The sequence below is a fragment of the Komagataeibacter xylinus genome (assembly GCF_031081985.1).
GTDB classification, from domain to species: domain Bacteria; phylum Pseudomonadota; class Alphaproteobacteria; order Acetobacterales; family Acetobacteraceae; genus Komagataeibacter; species Komagataeibacter xylinus_E.
The window spans coordinates 306,486-328,060 of record NZ_JARWSK010000002.1 but is presented as its reverse complement, the minus strand read 5'-3'; the positions used below and the strand labels follow the sequence as shown (position 1 = coordinate 328,060).

Here is a 21,575-nt window from a genome sequence, read left to right as displayed (position 1 = left end):
TTTTCCTGTTTTTCCATGATGGATTTCCGGCGTGACGATACAGACCAACCACGGCAATTTTCTTGATACCCCGCAACTGGAGAAGGGCGTGACCCGCTTCTGGCTGATCCGCCATGCCCTGGTGGAGCACAATGCCCGCATGCGGCTGTATGGCGCGATGGATGTGCCGCTGTGCCCCGACAGCCTCGTGGCGCAGCGCGAGATGTATGAAACGCTGGCCCGCCGCCTGCCAAAACCCGCCTTGTGGTTTACCTCGCCGCTGTCACGTACCCAGCATACCGCGCGCGCCATCCAGAAGGCCGGTTACGGCCCGCATGACTGGTGCGTGGAGCCCGACCTGACCGAACAGTCGATGGGCGAGTGGCACGGCATTACGCATGATACGCTGCCCGATAAGCTGAGCCTGCCCGCGCATCCGTTCTGGTCGGTGGGGGCAACGGAACTGCCGCCGCAGGGCGAAAGCATGGTGCAGGTGTGCTCGCGCGTGGGGGCCTGCCTTGACCGCCTTGCCGCCGAGCACGAGGGGCAGGACATGGTGGTGGTCAGCCACGGGGGGGCCATTCGTGCCGCCCTGGCCCATGCCCTGCGGGTTCACCCCGAAACGGCGCTACATTTCTCCATCCAGAATCTGGCATTGAGCGTGATCGAGCGCCTGCCGGAGGGGTGGCGGATCGTGACCGTGAACGACCTGCCGCTGCCCTGAAGGACAGGCATATGGAATCAAAGTTTTTGGGTGCCGCCTTTTTTCAAAAAGGCGGTGTTCCCTGAAGCTTTTTGAAAAAGCTTCACCAAAAAATTTTATTTTTTTGCAATTAGTTAAGCACAACTCTTAGCGCAGAGCACAGGTCAGCAGGCAGGTCTCGGCAGGGCGTGCGGCGGGGTGCAGGTCATTCGATGCGGCCAGGCCCGCCACGATCGCGGCGGTTGCCAGAATGAGCGTAAGCGTGTGCATGACCATTCCCTCCGCTGGTGGGGCGACCTGTCCTCCGGTCTGGTTGCGGAGGCCTGAAGGCGCCCGGCCTGTTTTCATGGGTCAGGAGTCGGTGCCATGCCCGTCCCCTGACCGGTTAACCATCATGGGCGTGCGGGGTTGCCCCGCTCCAGTAAAAAGCTGCGTGCGTGTGCGGCGTGCTGGCCCGTAGCGGGAGGGCTGGCTATCATGCGGGCATGACACGTCCGCTTCCGGCTTATTTCATGGATATTGCGATGGCAGAGGCGCGGGCCGCGTCGCTGCGTGGCGAGGTGCCGGTGGGGGCCGCCCTTGCCGGGCCACAGGGGCAGGTGATTGCGCGCGCGGGCAACCGGGTGGAGGAATGGCATGATCCCTCTGCCCATGCCGAAATGCAGGTCATGCGCGCTGCAACCCGCCTGCGTGGCGGCCAGCGCCTGGCTGACTGCACGCTTTATGTCACGCTCGAGCCATGCCCCATGTGTGCTGCGGCGGCGGTGCATTTCCGTATCGGCCGGATTGTGTTCGGAGCCTATGACCCCAAGGGCGGGGGCGTGGAGCATGGCCCGCGGGTGTTTGCGCAAGCCCGCTGCCTGCACCGGCCCGAGACGGTGGGCGGCGTGCGCGAGCGTGAGGCCGGGGCGTTGCTACGAGATTTTTTTGCCCGCAGGCGCGCCTAACCTATTTGTCATGCAACGGTATAACACGGGTCGGCTCTCTTGCGGCACAATGCAGGGAATGGGACTGTAAAGCTCAGGCGGCCAGTCCCGCCCCGTTGTTTCGAGATTTCAGCAGGACCTCCATGCTCAGGGATGCCATGTCAGACGTAGTAAGGTCGAACACCCTTTCCTCCCGCCGGTTTCGCACGCGGTTGCTGGCCTCGCTGGTGGCCAGCACGGTTGCCGGGGCGGGTCTGGTCTGCGCGCCTGTGGCGCGGGCCGATGAAACCGGGGTCATCCACCCCGATACCCAGATCCAGCAGCTGCCCAACTTCGTCAATCTGGTCAAGCAGGTCAAACCGGCGGTGGTCTCGATCACGGCCCGCATCAAGGATGCTGACACGGGCGAGGAAATGGGCGGCGGTGGCGGCATGCCGGGTGGCTTTCCGTTCCCGTTCCCTTTCCAGATGATGCCGCAGCAGGCGCATCGCACGGTTGAGGCGCGTGGCTCGGGCTTCGTCATCTCGCCCGATGGCTACGTCGTGACCAACAACCATGTGGTCAAGGGTGCGACCAAGGTCACGGTCACGCTTGATGATGGCACGGCGCTGCCCGCCAAGATCGTGGGCCGTGATTCAAAGACCGATATCGCCCTGCTCAAGGTCTCGCCCTCGGGCAAGCTGCGCTTTATCGAACTTGGTGATTCCGACAAGGTCGAGCCGGGTGAATGGGTGGTGGCCGTGGGCAACCCGTACGGCCTTGGCGGCACGGTGACGGCCGGCATCGTCTCCGCGCGCGGACGTGACATTGGCGATGGGCCGTATGATTCCTTCATTCAGGTCGATGCGCCCATCAATCGCGGCAATTCCGGCGGCCCGCTGTTCACGCAGGATGGCAAGGTGGTGGGGGTGAATACCGCCATCCTCTCGCCTTCGGGCGGGTCGATCGGCATTGGCTTCGCCATTCCGTCCGATACCGTGAAGAACATTGTCGAGCAGCTTGAAAAGACCGGCCACGTCACGCGCGGCTATCTGGGGGTAACGGCGCAGGAAATCACGCCGTCCATGGCCAGTGCGCTGGGCATGAAACCCTCGGCCACGGGAGCGCCTGCCACCGGGGCGCTGGTGGCCAGTGTGAGCGTGGGCAGCCCGGCCGAGAAGGCGGGCCTCAAGGCAGGCGACGTGGTGACCCAGCTCAACGGGCAGAATATCGATACGCCGCATACGCTGGCGGTCAATGTGGCTTCCATCACGCCCGGCACCAAGGCGTCGATTGCCTACCTGCGTAACAACAAGCCGCAGACGGCAACCGTGCTGATTTCAAGCCTGGGCAAGGGCAGCACGGCCGATGGCACGGTGGGCGACAGCACGCATGATGCTGACAAAGGCCCGAAACTCGGCGTAACCCTTGCGCCTCTTACGCCTGACCTGCGGCAGCAGCTCGGGCTGGAGGAAAGCGTGCGCGGCGTGGTGGTGAGTGACGTGCAGCCCGGCTCGCCCGCCGAGCAGGCCGGTATCCATGCCGGTGACGTCATTCAGGCAGTGGGTGAAGTGCCGGTTGAAAACCCGCGCGCCACTGTCTCGGCCATAAGGCAGGCGTTCCAGGCCAACCACTCGGTGCTGCTGCGCGTGGTGCGCAACGGGCAGAGCGTGTTCGTGGCGGTCAGCCCCAATGCTGATGATAACGATGCATCGACGGGGGATGATGACGATCAGTAAGATCGGGTGAACTGAACGGATTGATATGGGGCCGGGGCAGTTCTGTCCCGGCCTTTTTTTTGAGGGCGGGGACGGATGGGGTTATGACTGTTTGGGGGGGTAAACAGAAGGTCCGGTTTCAAATTATACCATAGGAAAACAGGCATCCGTTCGACGCCGCTTCTTCGTTCTGGAGGGAATTAACGCCGCAGCGTAGCAATCTAGCGAATGATAACTCTCAATCTGCTCAAAACGCAGTGCAAAAAAAACGGCTCAGGAGCCATCAATCAAAACACCCAATCCCCAAAATCACGAGGGAGGCTCTTCAATCAATAGTTCCTCGATCTGGCAAGATCATTGATTATAAACTCTCTATTTGTTCTCGATGTAAGCATTTTTCGCAATACATAAATCTATATCCATCCCATTGTAAATAATTAAAAAATATTCTTTAATGTTTTTTGCTGACACGACTGCTTTAACAAGAATTTCATCAATTTCGTTACCATACATAGTAAGGTGTCTTAACTCATAATTAAGATTATGCTGTAAATTATTCATTATTGTATTTTTGTCGCATTTGTATTTATTATATATTTCATTTAAATATTTTACTATCATATCTATTTCTTCGAATAATAATTTCATTTTTTCTTCATCTATGCTGTTATATATTTTTAATGCTTTTTTAAGGTTTTTAATGACTTTTTTTTCTTTTAAGGCTGACAAACGAATTATAGATGAAATAAGATCAATTTGTTCCGAAACTAATTCTTCTTCTGATTTGTGACCGCTATCATAATTTAAAAATGATTCATTGCTGTAATCTTGTATATGTATTGTACAAATAATATCATTTACATCAGATAGACTCTCAAAAATGTCATATCGCTTATCAAATAAATCCAAATTGTATTTATTGGCGGCAATTTCTTTTTGAGTCTCCGCAATGCCTTTTTGTTCTCGTGATAAACGATATGCCATAATTGCAATTGAGCCCGCAATAATACTTGGGCCAAATGTTTTCACAACTGACCATAAATTACCTTCTGGAGCGGGTGGTAGATATACAGGGATGTATTGTGTATGCTCGAATAAATCATAAAGTGGCATTATAAATCAGTCTCTTAGCGTTAAAGATACCTGATACATAACACCAAACACGAGCATTGAGGAACAGATGTTGGCGCTCCTTCCTTCCCAGATGTGTGGTTATGGTTCTTCAGACTGATAACAGAGACAGGCACAGCACTATCTATCGTCACGTTACCAATTATATGAACTTGTCCATATGTGATTATAATCTGATTTTGTTGATTTTCGTTGCAAAACGGGCACGAGCCTATCGCAGCATAGACAACTACGACCAACCATGGGCGAGGCCAATCCTCGTCATGTCCGCTTCGTAGACGCTTATTGAATGACGAAAACGACCAATAAGAGGCGAATACCGTCCGTCCGGTTTCATAACCGGGCACCATCAATGTCTTTCAATCTCATCATAAGTCCTGATGTTTTGACTGCCTGCCATATTCTTCAGGGCCATGTCGATGACCGTCCAGTTCCCACATTTTGCAGCAGCAGCGACATAGCCATCAGGTCGTATCAGCCAGATACCGTTTTCATTCGGTGGCAGGCATGGTTCGGGCATCAGCAGGGCTGGATGGCGTGCGATCATGGCCCGCGCTTCGGCGCTGTCCCTGGCCGCAAGCACAAAGCGGGGCGGCCTATTGCCTTGTTTGGAACTGCATCGCGAAACCAGTCGCTGCCCCGGCCCGGGGCCACGCAGCCCCCGGGCTGAACCCATGTTGAGGGGGCTGTCCGGGTAGCCGATCAGAATTCCGGAAAGCCGATTGGCAATGGCACGGCGGACCACGGGAATGCGAAAGCCCTGCTTTACAATGAAGTTGCGCACCCTCTGCGCCAGATGGCTTCTGAGCAGGACAATTCTGGTCATGCGGCTGGAATCCGACAGGATCTGCCGCGCAACGCCGCTGCGTTCGCTACTGTAGCTGTCCAGCAGGCGCGGGCTGGCGTCCTGCCGCTCGACAAGGGCCAGCTTCCACGCAAGATTGAAGGCATCCTGCATGCCCATGTTCATACCCTGACCACCGGCAGGGCTATGGATATGGGCCGCATCACCAGCCAGAAACACATGGCCCCTGCGGTAATCCCTGACCCTGCGTTCATTAACCCCGAAATCCGACAGCCACACCGGATCGGACAGGATGACCCCACCCGGTCCCCGCCGGTCAACAATTGCCTGCATTTCCCCAAGGTCAGGCCTATGCAATGCAACCGGCCCCAGATCGGCGATGATACGGTAATGGCCCCGCGATATTGGAAAGAACATGACAGCGCCGTCCGGGTGCCAGAAAATTGCCGGTTCGTCAGGCGGGATCGCAAGGCCCGCCACGTGCACGTCAGCAATGACAAAACCCATGGGCAGCGTGTCCCCCGCAAATGCCAGACCCAGCCTGCTGCGCACAAGGGAATGCGCCCCATCGCACCCGATGAGCCATGCTGCTTCCACGGTCTCGATCCTGCCGCCCGCATGCCTGAGCGTGCAGGACACACCGTCATCCCTCTCAACGAAGTCGGTCAGTTCGGTCCCGCGTTCGACAGTATGGCCAAAAGTCCCGAGATGGTCTTCCAGCAGCCGCTCGGTTTCCGATTGCGGAATCATCAGCAGGTAATTGAAGGAAGATGCGATCGTGCCGAACGGAATCCGGGCCAATGTCGTGTTGCCAGCATGAATGCTCACGGCATCCGCACGCAGCCCGGTGGCCATAAACGCATCGGCACAGCCGGCTGCATCAAGCAGTTCCAGTGTCCGGGGCCAGATGGCCAGGGCGCGGGACTGGGTGGTGCGGGCCGACAGCCTGTCAATAACCCTGACAGGCGTGCCGTAGCGGGCCAGTTCGGCGGCCATGATCAGGCCGACAGGCCCCGCACCGCTAACAAGGACGGGCTTCGACATGGTTTGATCCAAAGGAAAGGACGTGTCAGGCCATAATGAACGGATGCCACCACGTTAACGCCGGACGCAGCCGGAGTGTGCCTGCCTGCTCCCGGGCAGGCAGGCGGTTGTGGCACGGAAAAGGGGCGGCTTTCCCCCCGTTTCCTTAAAAAAACGGCTCACCCTGATTGTCGTGGCAGGGCTTCTTGCCGTATCTGCACGCATACATGTTCGTTTCCGGAGGGGATGATGACCGGTCCAGCACTATCCGATGCCCAGGGGTCGTCTCGCGCGCGCCTGATTGATGGCAAGGGTTTCGCCGCCCGCCTTACACAGGATATCGCGGCCGATGTCAGCGCTTTTTATGAAAAGCATCACGTCACCCCCGGCCTTGCCGTGGTGCTGGTGGGCAATGACCCCGCAAGCGAGGTCTATGTGCGCAACAAGGCGCTCCAGACCCATCGCGCGGGCATGCGCTCGTTCATGCACATGCTGCCCGCCACCACCGCGCAGGAGGAACTGCTCAGCCTGATCGCGCGGCTCAATGTCGATCCCGAGATCCACGGCATCCTCGTGCAGTTGCCCCTGCCTGCGGGGCTTGACCCCGTGGCCGTGACCAACGCCATTGCGCCTGAAAAGGACGTGGACGGGCTGGGCGTGGTCAATGCGGGCCGGCTGGCGCTGGGGCTGCCGGGCATCGTGCCGTGCACGCCGCTGGGCTGCCTGCTGCTGCTGCGTCATTACGTGGGCGACATGCGCGGCAAGGACGCGCTGGTGATCGGGGCCTCGAACCTCGTGGGCCGCCCCATGGCCGAACTGCTGCTGCAGGAGGGCTGCACCGTTACCGTGGCGCATATCAACACGCGCGATACGGCGGCCCTGGCCCGGCAGGCCGATATCGTGGTGGTGGCGACCGGCGTGCGCGAACTGGTGCGCGGCGACTGGATCAAGCCCGGTGCTACGGTGATCGATGTTGGCATTTCACGCATCACGCTGCCTTCGGGCAAGACGCGGCTTGTGGGCGATGTAAAGTTTGACGAGGCTGTTGAACGCGCGGGCCTGATTACGCCCGTGCCCGGTGGCGTGGGGCCGATGACCATTGCCTGCCTGCTGCGCAACACCCTTGATGCCGCCCGCCTGATCGTAACGGGGCAGGCACGTTCATGACCCTGACCTCCGTTGAACTGATCCCGCGGGATGCGGAAACCCTGCTGCGTGATGCCAATGAAGTCGCCCGGCTGTTCCCTGATGCCGGGATGATCAATATCCCCGACCTGCTGCGCTTTCCGCTGCGCAGTTGGGAGGCGGCGCGTCTGGTGCGCCCGGTTTTTGCGCGCGTGGTGCCGCATATCCGCGCCATCGATATTGCGCCCGACGCCCCCCTGCCGGGCGTGGATGATCCTGACCTGCGCGAAGTGCTGGTGGTCAAGGGCGACCCGCCATCGGACCTGCGCCACCGCACCTACCCCAACAGCAGCGAGAGCGTGATTGCGCGTTATCGCCGCGAGGCGCCGCATCTTGATGTCTATGCCGCGTTCGATCCGTATCGCCGCGCGCCGTATCAGGAAATGGAAGCCATTGCGCGCAAGAAGGAAGCCGGTGCCATCGGCTTCTTCACCCAGCCCATATTCGACCTGCCCATGCTCGACCTGTGCATGAACTGGCTGGATGGGGAAAACGTGTTTTGGGGTATCTCGCCCGTGGTTGGGCCAAAGTCGCGCTCGTATTGGGAGACAACAAACCACGTCATCTTCCCCCACGGGTTCGAGCCCACGCTCGAGGCCAACATCACCTTCGCCCGGCGGATGATGGATGTCGTGGCCCGCGCGGGCGGCAATACCTATCTCATGCCGCTGCGCGTCAACCTTGAGCGTTACCTGACGCCACTGCGGCGTGATCAGGGCGTTTCAAACTGAAATATTGATAAAAGGAAAAGTTTTTGGTGAAGCTTTTTTCAAAAAGCTTCGAAGAATGCCGCCTTTTTTAAAAAAGGCGGCACCCAAAAACTTTTTCAGGGTTCACGCTACCCAGGTGTTCAGATCCAGCCACGCGCCCGGATCAGGCCAAATGCCGCGATCGTGACCATGCAGGTGATCCGCCCGTCCAGGATCATCGCCTCCATCTCGGCCAGGGTTACGGTGTGGCAGGTAATGTCCTCCTCCGTCTCCTCGCGCTGGTGGCTGCCCTGCGTCAACCCCGTGGCCAGGAAGGCGCGGCCCTTCTGGGTGGTGTAGCCGGACCCCTGGTACATCAGCCCTGCATCGCGCATCTCGGTGGCCACGATGCCGGTTTCCTCGCGCAGTTCCCCCCGTGCCACTTCATCAGGTGTGGCATCGGGGCGGTTTTCCCACATGCCCATGGGCAGTTCCCACATCCGCTTTTGTATGGGATAGCGGTATTGGCGGATCAGGGTGACGCGGGGGCCTTCGGGGCTTTCCCACAAGGGCAGGATCACGACAAAATCACCGCGCTCCACCACGCCGTACAGCCCTTCGCGGCCATTGGGGCGCAGGATGATATCCTCGCGCACGCGGGTCCAGGGGTTTTCATAGGCCGTGCGGGTTGAAAGCGTGGTGTAGCCGCCTGCATCGGGGGTGGGGCGTTGCGTCATGAAACCTGTCTCCTTCGTGGCCGGTTGATGCGTGTCCATGCATCCGGCACGGGGCTGTGGTGCGGGAACGAATGGTTGCGGGTTGGTTTTTTCAGTTTTTTCCATAAGCCGTATCCGGCGTTGTGCCCAAGCCTTTTTGTGGTGCCGGAAATCAGGGTTGTCATGCGCGCCGGTGCGGTGCGTTGGTTTTTCAGGGGGAGTGCAGGCATATCATGACCGGGCCGCAGGCATCATCGGCGTCACCGACACGGCGGATACTGCCCGTCGTGCTGTTCAATCTGCTATGTTACATCGATATCGGCCTGCCAATGGCGGTTATTCCGGTTTTTGTGCATCAGGTGCTGGGCTACAATACCGTGCTCGCGGGCATGGCGGTCTCGGTGCAGTATCTTGCCACCTTCGCCTCGCGCGCAGGCGCGGGGCGACAGACCGACCGGCGCGGTGCCAAGCCCACGGTCATCGTGGGGCTGGCCATGTGCACGCTCTCGGGGCTGATGCTGCTGGCCTCGGGCCTGCTGCTGCATTTTGCCATGCTGTCGGTCGGGCTGCTGATCCTGAGCCGCGTGCTGCTGGGCATAGGCGAAAGCTGGACGGCGACAGGCGCCATCATGTGGAATATCGGCCGCGTGGGGGCAGGGCGCACTGCCCAGGTCATCTCGTGGAATGGCGTGACCTCCTATGGTGGCATCGCCCTTGGCGCGCCAATCGGGCAGATCCTGTCCGGCCTGCCCATGCCTTATGGCGGGCTGACGCTGGTGGGCGCGCTCTCGGCGGGGCTGGCACTGTTCGGTTTCGTGCTGGCACGGCAGTATGCGCCGGTGCCGCCCGTGCCTGCCAAGGCGCCGCCCATGCCATTCGGGCAGGTCTTCATGCGCGTGCTGCCCCATGGCGTGGTGCTGGCCTGCGGGTCGGTGGGGTTTGGCACCATTTCCGCCTGCCTTGCACTGTTCTATGCCCATAACAACTGGAATGGCGCCGCCGTGGCGCTGGCCGGTTTTGGCCTGACCTTCGTGATGATGCGCTTTTTGTTCGCCCGCCAGATCGACCGCCGGGGCGGATTGCAGGTCACCCTCATTTCCCTGCTGGTGGAAACGCTGGGCTTGGGCGTGCTGTGGCAGTGCTCGAGCGTGGAGGGCGCAGCCCTTGGGGCCGCGCTGACCGGAGCGGGGTTCTCGCTGGTATTCCCGGCCATGGGGGTGCTGGCCGTGGGCCGCGTGGGGGCGGAGAACCGGGGCGCGGCGCTGGGGGCATTTTCCGTGTTTCTTGATATTGCCGTGGGGCTGTCCGGCCCGCTGCTGGGGCTGGTGATCCAGACAATGGGCTACGGAGCGCTGTTTCTGGTCTCGGGGCTGTTTACGCTGGCGGGCGTGGGTGTCACCATGGCATTGAAATTCCTGTCGCGCTGAAAGGTGCGCGGCGCGTGACCAACCTTGCGGGAGCTGAGCTGGATAGATGCAGATTTCATCTGTAGCGGTTTTTTGTGGATCACGTTTCGGCTCAAGGCCGGAATATGCCGCCCAGTCGCGTGCGCTGGGTACGGCGCTGGGGCAGGCGGGGGTGCGGCTGGTCTATGGGGGTGGACATGTCGGCCTCATGGGCACGGTGGCCGATGCCACGCTGGCGGCAGGGGGCGAGGTAACGGGTGTGATCCCGCGCTTCCTGCATTCACGCGAGATCATGCATGAAGGCGTGACCGACCTGACCGTGACCGACAGCATGCATGACCGCAAGGCGCGCATGTTTGCGTGCTCGGATGCCTTTGTGGTCATGCCCGGCGGCCTGGGCACGTTTGACGAGACGATCGAGATCATGACATGGCGGCAACTGCGCCAGCATGACAAGCCGATCTATATCGTCAACATCGCAGGCTGGGCCGACCCGCTGCTGGCCATGATCGATGCCTGTATCGAGGACGGGTTTGCCTCACCAAGCGCGCGCGACCTGTTTGTGGTGGTGCCGGATGTGGCAACCCTCATGGTCGCCCTTGCCGCACTCCCCGCGCCATCAGGCGTGCGTGACGCGGTCACGACGCTGTAAAACTTTTCATCTATCCCCTTGCGCAAAAGGGAGCAGGCTAGTATAGCCGCGTGCAACGGAGTGTAGCTCAGCCTGGTAGAGCACTGTGTTCGGGACGCAGGGGCCGGAGGTTCGAATCCTCTCACTCCGACCAGATTTGCAGGCCGATCGCCCTTGGGTGGTCGGCCTGTTTTCGTATTTGCCTGAATGACAGAAATTTGGGGGGTGCCGCCTTTTTTCAAGAAGGCGGCGCTCTTCGACGCTTTTTGAAAACAGGCTTCACCACAAACGTCTTTGTGGCTTTCCTTAAAAAAGGGGGGAGGACCTGCCGGTCTTCCCCCCTGTGTTTTTTACGGCTGGGCCGGTTGTGGCGGCGTGGCCGGGCTTGCGGGGGCGGCCTGCTGGTTGGCAGGTGCTGTCGCATCGCTGGATGGCGCGGCCGGTGCCGGTTGGGCCGTGGGCGGCGTGGCGGCTTCAGGCGCCGTTGATGGCGCGGGCTGGCTGGCCGCAGGCGCGGAAGCGGGCGCAGCACTGGTCGCGTCCTGTGCCGCAGGCGTGGAAGGTGCGTTTGCAGCAGGCTGTGCAGCCGGAGCGGTGGGTGTCGCGATTTCCGCCGGGGTGGCGCTTGGCGCGGGTGCTTCGGTAGGCGGCGTGGCTGGGGCCGTCGCCTGCGCGGGCGCTGGGGCGGGCGGCACTTCGGTGGTTGCGGTCGGCGCGCTGGCGCCCACGCTCGAAACCTGCGGCAGCGTGGGGGTGGGCGCCACCGGGCGCGGGGTCAGGGTCACGGTGGGCTGGGTGTAGCGGTTCAGCGCATCGGCATCGCTCTGCACGCCATAGGCGTTCATGGGCGGCAGGGGCAGGGGCGAGGGCTGATCCGCTGCCGGGTTGCGGTCAAGCACCACGCGGGTGTTCTGCGGGTAGCGGTTCATCAGGCCAAGCAGCGTGCCGTTGGTCCAGCCAAAGCCGATCTGCATCGGGTATTCGCCGCCACCCTTGCCGCCCTTGGGGCTGATATAGGGATTGACCACGTCATATTTTTCCAGCAGCACGCCCGATTTTTCGTAGGTGCCGATTACGCGGCCCATCCAGCGCGCCGCGATGTCGCTGGCAAGCTGGTCATAGCCGTACTGGTTGAAGCCCTTGACCGCCATCCACTGCAGCGGGGCCCAGCCATTGGGTGAATCCCATTGCTGGCCGCTATTGGTGCGCTCGGTGGCGATCAGGCCGCCGACCTTGAGCAGGTTCTTGCGCACGGTTTCCGATACGGCCTTGGCCTGCTCGGGCGTTGCCATCTGCAGGAACAGCGGCACGACGGTTGCGCCTGACAGGATGGAGGTCGATTCGCCCTTTTTCCAGTCATAATCGATATAGGCCGCGCGGCGCTCATCCCACAGGATGCGCTGTGCGGCGCTGATGCGCTCTTCGGCCAGGTGCGCGTAGCGGGCGGCCTCTTCCTTGTTGCCCTTGAGGTCATAGGCATGGGCCAAAGTCTGCTGCAGGTGCGGGATGAGGAAGTTGAGTTCCACGGTCAGCAGTTCCGTGGTGTGGATGGTGGAGAGGGTATGCCCGTCCGCCAGCCAGCGCGAGCTGAAGTCCCACCCCGTCTCGGAGCCTGCGCGCAGGTCGCGGTACACCTCGTTCTTGGGGCGGCCGGATTCGGCGGCCGTGGCGATGTCCTGCGGGTAGCTTTCATCACGCGGGGTGTCGCGGTCATCCCAGTGGCGGTTCATGATCGTGCCATCGGGCAGGCGCACCACATGGCGGTAGGCGCCACCGGGGGCGACCGAATCCTGCCCGTCCATCCAGTAGTCGTATTCCGCCTGCAGTTCGGGCAGGAAGGTGGTGTAGGCCACCTGGCCGTCATGCATGGCCAGCAGGTCGACCATCAGCGAGAAGAACGGCGCCTGCGAGCGGCTGAGGTAATAGGTGCGGCTGCCGTTGGGGATATGGCCGTACCGGTCGATCATCGAGGCCATGTCGCGCACCATGTCGCGCATGAGGTCGATCTTCTGGTTTTCGTACAGGCCGATCATGGTGAAGTAGCTGTCCCAGTAATACAGCTCACTGAAACGGCCACCGGGCACCACGTAGGTGAAGGGGAGCGGCAGTTGCGAGGAATAGGCCACCTGCGTGTCGGGCGGGCGGCTGAGCACTTCCCACATGCCCACGATGTAGTCGCGCACGTTTTCATCGGGCGTGCGCTGGTAGGAGACGGTCTTGCGTTCGGGCAGGGTGAAGTGCTGGGCCACGAAATCCTTGAGCGAGAAATCGGGGCGCTGGCGGGCAAGGTTGTACTGCGCCATCAGGTCGGCGGGCGCTTCATCGGGTATGGCGTCGGCTGCGGTCTTGGCATCCGTATAGATATGCGCCTCGCCAATGGCCTGGAACAGGCCGTCGAGTGCGATCGAGGGCGGGCGCAGGTCCTGGGCCAGGGCCGCGGGCGCTGCCGCGTCGGACAGCAGGGCATCGGCTGGCGGGACCGGGCTGCTGCCGCTCGATGCCGGGCCATCCTTGTGCATGGTCTGGGCAGGCTCGGTGCCCGGCGGAGTGGCATCGGCATGGCTGGCGCTGGCCGGGCCGCCTGGCGTGGCCGCGGGCGGGCTGGCCGGGATGCTGCCTTCCTGCGGTGCCACGGGCGCGCTACCACCCGCTTGCATGGCGGGTGTTGCGATGCCCTGCGGGGCCTGCGGCGGCGTGGGGCTTGCGGGTGACGTGGTGGTAGGCGCAGGTGGCATGCTTCCGCTCCCCGAAAGCGGTTCGGGCGTTGGCACCGAATAGAGCTGCTCCCCCGCCGTGTCCGGGCTTGCGGCGGGAGCAGGGGCTGACGGTGCCGCTGCTGTCCGTTCCGTGCCGGTGGGCGCGGACGGGATGGCAGCGGGAGTCTGGACTGGAGGCGTCTGGGCAGCGGGCGTCTGGGCAACGGGCGTGGCCTGCGTGGACTCAGGCGCTGTCTGGGCCAAAGCGGGCGCACCCGCGTAAAGAAGGCTGGCCAGCACGAGCCCGGCCTGACGGGGCGCGGACCGGGACAGGTTTGAACCGCACAGGAGTAAAACTTTCACGAGACGCCAATTCTCCAGATAATAAAAAGATAAATATGATCCCCGCACCATGCCCTGCCTTGCCTGCCTACCACAAAGGGAAACCATGCAGATGGAGGGAAGTTCATTTTCAGGCATGGTGGCTGTCATGAACATGTCCCCGCTTTTCCATAGGGTGTGAAACCGGCTATGCTATCTGTCCTCCCGGCCTGCGCGGCCTGAGCGTTCGTGTTTTTCCTGTTCCGCCAAACCGGAGTTGTCCTTTCATGCCCTCATCCCTTCAGGGTCTTACCCCGCTGGCCGCAACTGATGCCCTGTTCTTTGAACGCGCCGGTGCCCGCCTTGGCCGCCCCGATGCCGAGCGCCTCGTGCAGCAGGCGCTTGAAGGGATGGATGATGGCGAGCTTTTCCTGGAATATCGTGAAAGCGAAGGTATTTCGCTCGATGAAGGCGTCATCCGCTCCGCCACTTTCGATACGTCATCAGGCTTCGGCCTGCGTGCCGTGCTGGAGACGGAAACCGGCTTCGCCCACTCCGATGAAATCAGCGAAAGCGCGATCCGCCGCGCCGCCGAGACCGTAAGCCAGGTGCGCGCGGGCCGGTCGGGCACGCTGGCCGCAGGCCCCCGTTCAACCAATCACCGCCTCTACCCCGACATCAACCCGCTGGCGGAGGGTGAATTCGCGTCGCGCGCAGCCATGCTGTCGGAGCTTGATGCCTATGCCCGCGCGCGTGATCCGCGCGTGGTGCAGGTGATGGCGTCGATCTCGGCGGAGTGGCAGGCCATCCAGATCCTGCGGCCTGACGGGCAGCGTATGGCCGATATCCGCCCGCTGGTGCGACTCAACGTGTCGGTGGTGGTGGAGCACGACGGACGGCGCGAGAGCGGTGGCCACGGGCTGGGCGGGCGTTATGCCTACAGCCGCCTGCTGGCCCCCGAAGTGTGGAAGAACGCGGTGGACGAGGCCCTGCGCATGGCGCTGGTCAACCTTGATGCCCGCCCCGCACCCGCGGGCGAGATGGAGGTGGTGCTTGGCGCGGGCTGGCCCGGCATCCTGTTGCATGAGGCCGTGGGCCACGGGCTTGAGGGCGATTTCAACCGCAAGGGCACGTCTGCCTTCGCCGGGCTGATGGGCCAGCGCGTGGCCGCCCCCGGCGTGACCGTGGTCGATGATGGCACGCTCCCCGAGCGGCGCGGCAGCCTGACCATTGATGATGAAGGCACGCCGACGGGCCGCACGGTCATGATCGAGGATGGCATCCTGACCGGCTACCTGCAGGACCGCCTCAACGCCCGCCTGATGGGCGTTGCCCCCACCGGCAATGGCCGCCGCCAGTCTTATGCCCATGCGCCTATGCCGCGCATGACCAACACCATCATGCTCGGCGGCGACGCCACGACCGAGGATATGATCCGCAGCACGAAGCGCGGCCTGTATGCCGTCAACTTTGGCGGCGGGCAGGTGGATATCACCTCGGGCAAATTCGTGTTTGCCGCATCGGAAGCCTACATGATCGAGGATGGCAAAATCACATCCCCCGTGCGTGGCGCCACCCTGATTGGCAATGGCGCGGATGCCATGACCAAGGTGACCATGATTGGCGGCGAACCTGCCCTTGACCCCGGCATCGGCACCTGCGGCAAGGCAGGTCAGGGCGTGCCGGTGGGCGTGGGCCAGCCCACCCTTAAAATGACCGGCCTGACCGTGGGTGGCACGGGCGGCTGATGATGAACCGGGCGGAGGGGCATGCGGCAGGCGTGTCCCTTCGGTCCGGTGGCCGTGCCTTTGGAGACTACCTGAAAAGGCAGCCCCAATAAAACACTGGAATCATAAAAGTTTTTGGTGAAGCTTTTTGCAAAAAGCTTCGAAGAACGCCGCCTTTTTGAAAAAAGGCAGCACCCAAAAACTTTTATCTGCCTTGCCGTGGCTTCTCACGCCCGCGCCGCAGCAATCACGGCCTTCATGTGCCCGATGACCGCGGGCAGCCCGTCAAAAATGGCCTGCCCGATCAGGAAATGCCCGATATTGAGTTCCATCACCTGCGGCAGGGCCGCGATGGGGGGCACGTTATCGTAAGTCAGACCGTGGCCCGCATGCACTTCCAGCCCGCAACGCGCGGCATGGGCGGCGCCTATGGTCAGGCGGCCGAGTTCCACCGCGCGGGCAGCCGTATCGGGCGCATCGGCATAGGCGCCGGTATGCAGTTCCACCACGGCAGCACCCAGCTTTGCCGCGGTTTCAATCTGCGCGGCATCAGGGTCGATGAACAGCGAGACGCGGATGCCTGCGTCATTGAGCCGTGAAATGCGCGGGGCCAGCGTCTCGGCCTGCCCCATTACGTCCAGCCCGCCCTCGGTCGTGACTTCCTGCCGCCGCTCGGGCACGAGGCAGCAGGCATGCGGGCGCAGGCGGGTGGCGATGGCAGTCATTTCTTCGGTCGCGGCCATTTCCATGTTCAGGGGAATGGCCAGTTCCGCGCGCAGGCGCTCGAGGTCGGCATCGCGGATGTGGCGGCGGTCCTCGCGCAGGTGGGCGGTAATGCCATCAGCGCCTGATTTCTGGGCCAGCAGGGCGGCCTTGACCGGGTCGGGATGCGTGCCGCCGCGCGCGTTGCGCACGGTGGCGACGTGATCGATGTTCACGCCCAGCCGGATGGCGGCGGGAGAAGATGCGCTCATGACCTGTTCCTGTATTCAGCCATCTGCATGGCCATGCGCAATGCCGCGACAAGGCTGGAGGGGTCAGCCGTGCCCTGGCCTGCAATATCGAAGGCGGTGCCGTGATCGGGCGATGTGCGGATGATCGGCAGCCCCAGCGTGGTGTTGACCCCCTGCGTCATGTCGATGGTCTTGAGCGGGATCAGCGCCTGATCGTGATACATGCACATCGCCACGTCATAGCGCGCGCGGGCGGGGGGCGTGAACATCGTATCCGGTGGCCACGGGCCGCTTACATCCATGCCGTGCGCGCGCAGCGCCTCCATGGCGGGGATGATGATGGTCTGTTCTTCCGTGCCCATGGTGCCGCCTTCGCCCGCATGCGGGTTCAGCCCGGCCATGGCGATGCGTGGGCGGGCAATGCCAAAATCACGCATCAATGCCGCATGGGTGGTGCGGGTGGCGGCGATGATGCCTTCGGTGGTGAGTTCATCAAGCGCGCAGCGCAGGCTGACATGGATGGTAATGGGCACCACGCGCAGTTCCGGGCAGGCGAGCATCATCACCTCGCGCCCCGGCACGTTGCACAGGGCGGCAAGGTATTCGGTATGGCCGGGATAGGCGAACCCCGCCTTTTTCAGCACGATCTTGCTGATGGGGTTTGTCACCACACCCGCCGCGTGCCCGTGGCGGGCGAGTTCCACCGCGCGCGCGATGGAGGTGGTGATGGCATCAGCGTTGCGGCTGTCCGGCTGGCCCGCCACGGCAGGGGCGGCCAGCGTGACCGGCAGCACCGGCACGGCATCGGCAAACACGCCCGCAGCCTCGCCAATGCTGCCAATCTCGCGCACTGTCACACCGGAGCGGGCGATCAGGGCCGCATCGCCAATCACGGCAAAGGTCGTGGCGCCGGCCCGCATGGCCCGCCAGGCGCCTGCGGTGATTTCCGGCCCGATCCCGGCGGGGTCGCCCATGGTCAGGGCAAGGGGGGGCATGGGCTCAGGCATCGGTCGCGGGCATGGCGTGCAGGATGCGGATCCATGAGCGCATGCCCTTGTGGAAGGAGGTCAGGTCGTATTTCTCGTTGGGGGAATGGGCGCGGTCATCATCAAGCGCAAAGCCCACCAGCAGGGCGGGCATGCCCAGCACGCGCTGCATGTCAGCAGCCACCGGGATCGAGCCGCCACAGCCGATGGTCACCGCAGGGGTGTTCCACTCAGCACCCAGCGCGTCGAGGGCGGGTTGCAGGCCAAAGGCATCATCGGGCAGGGCGCTGGCTACCGATCCCCCGCAGGGCGTAAACGTGACCGTGCAGTCCTCGGGCACCATGTTGCGCACATGACTGCAGAAAGCCTGGCGGATATGCACCGGGTCCTGCCCGGCGACGAGCCGGAACGACACCTTGGCCACGGCCTCGCCGGGCAGCACGGTCTTGAAGCCTGCGCCAGCATAACCGCTGGAAATGCCATTGATCTCGAAGCTCGGCCTGCACCATGTCTGCTCGATGGCGGTGTAGCCTTTTTCCCCCGCCGGGCATGAAAGCCCGACCTCGCCCAGAAAGGTTGCGTCATCGGGCGCAATCTCGCGCCAGCGCGCGCGCAGTTCGGGCGTGGGGTCCTGCACGCCCGCATAAAAGCCGGGCAGCGTGACCCGGCCCGTCGCCTCATCACGGATGGAGGACAGGACCTGGCACAGTACCTCGGCGGGGTTGCGCGCGGCATTGCCGTAAATGCCGGAATGCAGGTCGCGCGAGGCGCAGCGCAGATGCACCTCCTCGCCAAGCATGCCGCGCAGCGTGGTGGTGATGGCGGGCACGCCGGGCAGCATTGCGGTATCGCAGATCAGGCCAATATCGGCGCGCAGTTCCTCGCGGTGCGTTTCCATGAAGGGCAGCAGGCTGGGGCCGCCACATTCTTCCTCGCCCTCGATCAGCAGCGAGATGCGCACCGGCATCTGCCCGCCTGTTGCGCGAATGGCGCGGATGGCCTCGATAAAGGTCATGACCTGGCCTTTGTCATCCGAAGCCCCCCGGGCGACGATGCGCTTCGTGCCGTCTTTCGCCGTGACCAGCTTGGGTTCGAACGGTCCGCTTTCCCACAGTTCCAGCGGGTCGACGGGCTGCACGTCGTAATGGCCATAGAACAGCACATGCGGGCCTGCGGGCGGCGTGCGGTCATGGGCGACAAGGATGGGGTGGCCGGGCGTTTCGTGCAGGGTCACGTCAAAGCCGAGGCCATCGAGTTCATCACGCAGCCATTGCGCCGCACGGCGGCAGTCATCGGCATGTTCGGGCTGGGTGGAAATGCTGGGAATGCGCAGGAAGGCAAAAAGCCGCTCAAGGGCCGCATCGAGCGTGCGGTCCGCCTGTTCCAGAACGGGAGAAAGGGGGGAGGCGGTCGCGGTCATGAAATCTCCGTTTGCTGCAATCGGCTTGTGGCCGGGTCTGGGCCTGACCGTGCTTTATACCATACCCCACGGTGGGTGAGCGAAGGCCGGGGGCAGGGAAAAAACCTGAAGAAGTTTTTGGTGAAGCTTTTTTCAAAAAGCTTCAAAAGAACGTCGCCTTCTTGAAAAAAGGGGACACCCAAAAACTTTTACTATTTTTAATCAATTAATTAGTGGAATTGCCCATGCAGGAAGCCCAGCGCGGGCAGGGGCCGCCACGCACGCGGCAGGTCGGCACGGCGATAGGGGCGGATGCTGTATTGCGGCACCGCCACCGCGTTGCGCTCAAGGAAGGTACGATAGGCCGCAACCTGGCTGTTGCGCCACGCGCAATCGGCCTCGGCCGCGGCGCGCGTGGCATAGATGCTGGCGATGCACGTCTTGCGCCCGGTGCGGGCTTCAACCGCCCAGGATTCATCACGCCGCGCCGCGTTGCGAAAAACGACAACCTTGCCCATTGCCTCGCTCCCTGCGCCCTGTGTGCTACAGGCAACCATGCCCGTGCCGCCCGATCAAGGCAGCGCCGCATGAATTGATTTTCTTGCAGGCACTGGTTGTTGGGGGTAGGGAAACATGATCATGATACGTCTTTTCATTACCCTGCCCGTGACCGTGGCACTCATCATTTTCGCGGCCTGCAACCAGGCGCCGGTGGAACTGTCATGGCTGCAGTGGAAATGGACGTCATCGCCCGGCGTGCTGGCATTGCTGGTGGCCGCCCTGTTCTATGCCACCGGCTCGGCCAGTGTCTGGATCGTGGTGCTGCGCCAGATCCGCCGCGCGCGCCGCGCCGAACAGGAACTGCGCACCCTGCGCGCCAGCCTGCCTGATACCGATGCGCCGACCCGCCCGCCGGGCCTGACATCGGCCCCGGCCAATTCCCCCATGCTCAAGGCCTATGCCGCGCCCCAGCCGGTCGAGACGCCGCCTGCGCCCGAGGTGGCCCCAACCGCTGAGGCGGCCCCGCAACTGCCCAAGCCGCCCGAGCATTCCTGATCCTGACCAACCCGCCATTTCTGCCACTGGAGCGCCGCCAATGAGCCATGGACGGTCCACCCGCCTTATCGTTGCCCTCGACACCAAGGACACCGCGCAGGCCGTAAGCTGGCGCGAACAGGTGGCGGGGCCTGCCTGCATGGTCAAGCTGGGGCTTGAGTTCACCTATGCCTGCGGGCTCGATGCGGTGCGCGAGGCGGCAGGCGACAGCCCGCTTTTTCTTGACCTGAAACTGCACGACATTCCCAACACCGTGGCCTCGGCCATTGGTAGCCTTGCTGCACTCCGGCCTGCCATGCTGACCATCCATGCCAGCGGTGGCCGCGCCATGATTGCTGCCGCCCGCAAGGCGATTGACGAGACCTTTCCCGCAGATGCCCGCCCGCTGCTGCTGGCTGTGACCGTGCTGACCAGCATGGATGAAGCCGCCCTGCACGAGACCGGGGTGGAAGGCAGCGTGGTGGCGCAGGTGCTGCGCCTTGGCGCGCTGGCCATGGACTCCGGGGCGGATGGGCTGGTCTGTTCCTCGCACGAGATCGCGCCGCTGCGGGCAGCGCTTGGTGATAAACCGGTGCTGGTGGTGCCTGGCATCCGCCCGGCAGGCAGCGCTTTGGGTGACCAGAAGCGGGTCATGACCCCCGCACAGGCCAGTGCTGCCGGGGCTGACTGGATCGTGGTGGGCCGCCCCATTACTCGTGCTGCTGACCCCGCCGCTGCGGCTGCTGCGATTGCTGCCGAACTGAAAACGGCGCTTTCCTGAAAAAGGTTTTTGATGAAGCTTTTTTCAAAAAGCTTTGAAAGAACGCCGCCTTTTTGAAAAAAGGCGGCACCCAGAAACTTTTGAACCTTAAAGTAGCGGCGGAAACATCATGACAGTCAGGGTCAAGATATGCGGCATCCGTGACGGGGCAGGGCTGGAGGCCACCAGTGCTGCCGGGGCCGACTGGGTGGGGTTCGTGTTTTTCAGCCGTTCGCCCCGTCATGTCACGGCCGCGCAGGCCGCCCCGCTGGTGCGCCACCTGCCGCCTGATGGCCCGCGCGCCATCGGCCTGTTCGTCCGCCCGACGGATGACGAGATCCGTCACGTGCTGGACACTGTCACGCTGGATGGGTTGCAGATCTATGACACCCCCGCCCGTGCCGCCGCCATCCGCGCGCGCTTTGGCGTGAAGGTGTGGCTGGCCGCCGGTATTGCCGCACGCGCCGACCTGCCGCAAAACTGTACTGTAGATGGGCTGGTGATTGAATCCCGCCCGCCCGCAGGCGCACAGCGCCCCGGCGGCAATGCACAGGCCTTTGACTGGAGCCTGACCGAGGGCTGGCAGGCACCGGTGCCGTGGATGCTGGCCGGTGGCCTACGGCCCGATAACGTGCGCGCGGCCGTGATGCGCAGCGGGGCGCGGGCGGTGGATGTCTCATCCGGGGTGGAAACCGCCCCCGGCATCAAGTCGCCTGCATTGATTGAAGCGTTCGTGCAGGCGGCCCGCAGCCTGTAGACGCTTTTGGGCAAAAGGCTTTACCAGAAACTTTGATCCGTTCTGAAGTA

At 62.5% G+C, this 21,575-nt stretch carries 21 protein-coding genes and 1 tRNA gene; 12 read left to right on the top strand and 10 right to left on the bottom strand.

Features of this window, described 5'->3' with window-relative positions; genetic code table 11:
* Positions 1–31: 31 nt before the first annotated feature.
* A complete protein-coding gene (locus QEG70_RS05325) occupies positions 32–703 on the top strand; it encodes a histidine phosphatase family protein (protein WP_308719710.1) in 672 nt (223 codons plus the stop codon).
* Positions 704–829: 126 nt separating this feature from the next.
* Here the strand turns inward: QEG70_RS05325 and QEG70_RS05320 are convergent, their stop codons facing one another.
* Positions 830–952: a hypothetical protein gene (locus tag QEG70_RS05320; RefSeq protein ID WP_308719709.1), complete on the bottom strand. Its 123-nt coding sequence runs from the start codon at positions 950–952 to the stop codon at positions 830–832.
* 215 nt (positions 953–1,167) lie between these two features.
* On the opposite strand from QEG70_RS05320, the gene QEG70_RS05315 reads away from it, so the two are divergent.
* Positions 1,168–1,629 (top strand): nucleoside deaminase, encoded by a 462-nt coding sequence (locus QEG70_RS05315; protein ID WP_308719708.1) that lies wholly within the window; start codon positions 1,168–1,170, stop codon positions 1,627–1,629.
* Between the two features lie 122 nt (positions 1,630–1,751).
* Positions 1,752–3,326: a Do family serine endopeptidase gene (locus tag QEG70_RS05310; RefSeq protein ID WP_308719707.1), complete on the top strand. Its 1,575-nt coding sequence runs from the start codon at positions 1,752–1,754 to the stop codon at positions 3,324–3,326.
* A gap of 351 nt (positions 3,327–3,677) precedes the next feature.
* On the opposite strand, the gene QEG70_RS05305 is transcribed toward QEG70_RS05310, so the two are convergent.
* Both QEG70_RS05305 and QEG70_RS05300 read right to left on the bottom strand, forming a co-directional pair.
* The gene (locus tag QEG70_RS05305; protein ID WP_308719706.1) at positions 3,678–4,418 is read right to left on the bottom strand and encodes a hypothetical protein; all 741 of its coding nucleotides are present in this window, start codon (positions 4,416–4,418) and stop codon (positions 3,678–3,680) included.
* 367 nt (positions 4,419–4,785) lie between these two features.
* Positions 4,786–6,285, bottom strand: coding sequence for an FAD-dependent monooxygenase (locus tag QEG70_RS05300; protein ID WP_308719705.1), 1,500 nt, complete (start codon positions 6,283–6,285; stop codon positions 4,786–4,788).
* Positions 6,286–6,513: 228 nt separating this feature from the next.
* Here QEG70_RS05300 and folD point away from each other — a divergent pair, with 228 nt between their 5' ends.
* Positions 6,514–7,431: a bifunctional methylenetetrahydrofolate dehydrogenase/methenyltetrahydrofolate cyclohydrolase FolD gene (gene folD, locus QEG70_RS05295; protein WP_308719864.1), complete on the top strand. Its 918-nt coding sequence runs from the start codon at positions 6,514–6,516 to the stop codon at positions 7,429–7,431.
* Complete coding sequence (locus QEG70_RS05290) at positions 7,428–8,180, top strand: methylenetetrahydrofolate reductase (RefSeq protein ID WP_308719704.1); 753 nt, start codon at positions 7,428–7,430, stop codon at positions 8,178–8,180. The genes folD and QEG70_RS05290 overlap by 4 nt, the downstream gene beginning before the upstream one ends.
* Before the next feature lie 119 nt (positions 8,181–8,299).
* Here QEG70_RS05290 and QEG70_RS05285 read toward each other — a convergent pair whose 3' ends face one another.
* Together QEG70_RS05285 and QEG70_RS05280 are read right to left on the bottom strand one after the other, a co-directional pair.
* Positions 8,300–8,875, bottom strand: a complete 576-nt coding sequence (locus QEG70_RS05285; RefSeq protein ID WP_308719703.1) for an NUDIX domain-containing protein — start codon at positions 8,873–8,875, stop codon at positions 8,300–8,302.
* Positions 8,872–9,039, bottom strand: a complete 168-nt coding sequence (locus QEG70_RS05280; RefSeq protein WP_308719702.1) for a hypothetical protein — start codon at positions 9,037–9,039, stop codon at positions 8,872–8,874. Before QEG70_RS05280 ends, QEG70_RS05285 begins: the two co-directional genes overlap by 4 nt.
* Before the next feature lie 48 nt (positions 9,040–9,087).
* Here QEG70_RS05280 and QEG70_RS05275 point away from each other — a divergent pair, with 48 nt between their 5' ends.
* The 3 genes from QEG70_RS05275 to QEG70_RS05265 all read left to right on the top strand — a co-directional run bounded on the left by QEG70_RS05275 (position 9,088) and on the right by QEG70_RS05265 (position 11,045).
* On the top strand, positions 9,088–10,281 hold the full coding sequence (locus tag QEG70_RS05275) for an MFS transporter (protein ID WP_308719701.1): 1,194 nt from the start codon (positions 9,088–9,090) through the stop codon (positions 10,279–10,281).
* A gap of 46 nt (positions 10,282–10,327) precedes the next feature.
* Complete coding sequence (locus QEG70_RS05270; RefSeq protein ID WP_308719700.1) at positions 10,328–10,912, top strand: LOG family protein; 585 nt, start codon at positions 10,328–10,330, stop codon at positions 10,910–10,912.
* A 56-nt stretch (positions 10,913–10,968) separates the two neighbouring features.
* Positions 10,969–11,045: transfer RNA gene (locus QEG70_RS05265), tRNA-Pro, on the top strand.
* Positions 11,046–11,241: 196 nt separating this feature from the next.
* Here QEG70_RS05265 and treF read toward each other — a convergent pair.
* Complete coding sequence (gene treF / locus QEG70_RS05260; protein WP_308719863.1) at positions 11,242–13,410, bottom strand: alpha,alpha-trehalase TreF; 2,169 nt, start codon at positions 13,408–13,410, stop codon at positions 11,242–11,244.
* 785 nt (positions 13,411–14,195) lie between these two features.
* Between treF and tldD the strand changes: the two genes are divergently transcribed.
* Positions 14,196–15,656 (top strand): metalloprotease TldD, encoded by a 1,461-nt coding sequence (tldD, locus tag QEG70_RS05255; protein WP_308719699.1) that lies wholly within the window; start codon positions 14,196–14,198, stop codon positions 15,654–15,656.
* 206 nt (positions 15,657–15,862) lie between these two features.
* On the opposite strand, the gene QEG70_RS05250 is transcribed toward tldD, so the two are convergent.
* The 4 genes from QEG70_RS05250 to QEG70_RS05235 form a co-directional block, all read right to left on the bottom strand.
* Positions 15,863–16,609: a pyridoxine 5'-phosphate synthase gene (locus QEG70_RS05250; protein ID WP_308719698.1), complete on the bottom strand. Its 747-nt coding sequence runs from the start codon at positions 16,607–16,609 to the stop codon at positions 15,863–15,865.
* Positions 16,606–17,595, bottom strand: a complete 990-nt coding sequence (pdxA, locus tag QEG70_RS05245; RefSeq protein WP_308719697.1) for a 4-hydroxythreonine-4-phosphate dehydrogenase PdxA — start codon at positions 17,593–17,595, stop codon at positions 16,606–16,608. The genes QEG70_RS05250 and pdxA overlap by 4 nt, the downstream gene beginning before the upstream one ends.
* Entirely contained in the window at positions 17,588–18,994 is a 1,407-nt protein-coding gene (locus tag QEG70_RS05240; RefSeq protein ID WP_308719696.1) for a dipeptidase, read from the bottom strand. Before QEG70_RS05240 ends, pdxA begins: the two co-directional genes overlap by 8 nt.
* Positions 18,995–19,203: 209 nt before the next feature.
* The gene (locus tag QEG70_RS05235) at positions 19,204–19,491 is read right to left on the bottom strand and encodes a hypothetical protein (RefSeq protein WP_308719862.1); all 288 of its coding nucleotides are present in this window, start codon (positions 19,489–19,491) and stop codon (positions 19,204–19,206) included.
* Positions 19,492–19,612: 121 nt separating this feature from the next.
* Here QEG70_RS05235 and QEG70_RS05230 point away from each other — a divergent pair, with 121 nt between their 5' ends.
* The 3 genes from QEG70_RS05230 (at position 19,613) to QEG70_RS05220 (ending at position 21,525) form a co-directional block, all read left to right on the top strand.
* Positions 19,613–20,029, top strand: coding sequence for a LapA family protein (locus QEG70_RS05230; protein WP_308719695.1), 417 nt, complete (start codon positions 19,613–19,615; stop codon positions 20,027–20,029).
* A 40-nt stretch (positions 20,030–20,069) separates the two neighbouring features.
* Complete coding sequence (gene pyrF, locus QEG70_RS05225; RefSeq protein ID WP_308719694.1) at positions 20,070–20,789, top strand: orotidine-5'-phosphate decarboxylase; 720 nt, start codon at positions 20,070–20,072, stop codon at positions 20,787–20,789.
* Between the two features lie 109 nt (positions 20,790–20,898).
* A complete protein-coding gene (locus tag QEG70_RS05220) occupies positions 20,899–21,525 on the top strand; it encodes a phosphoribosylanthranilate isomerase (RefSeq protein ID WP_308719693.1) in 627 nt (208 codons plus the stop codon).
* Positions 21,526–21,575 lie beyond the last annotated feature (50 nt).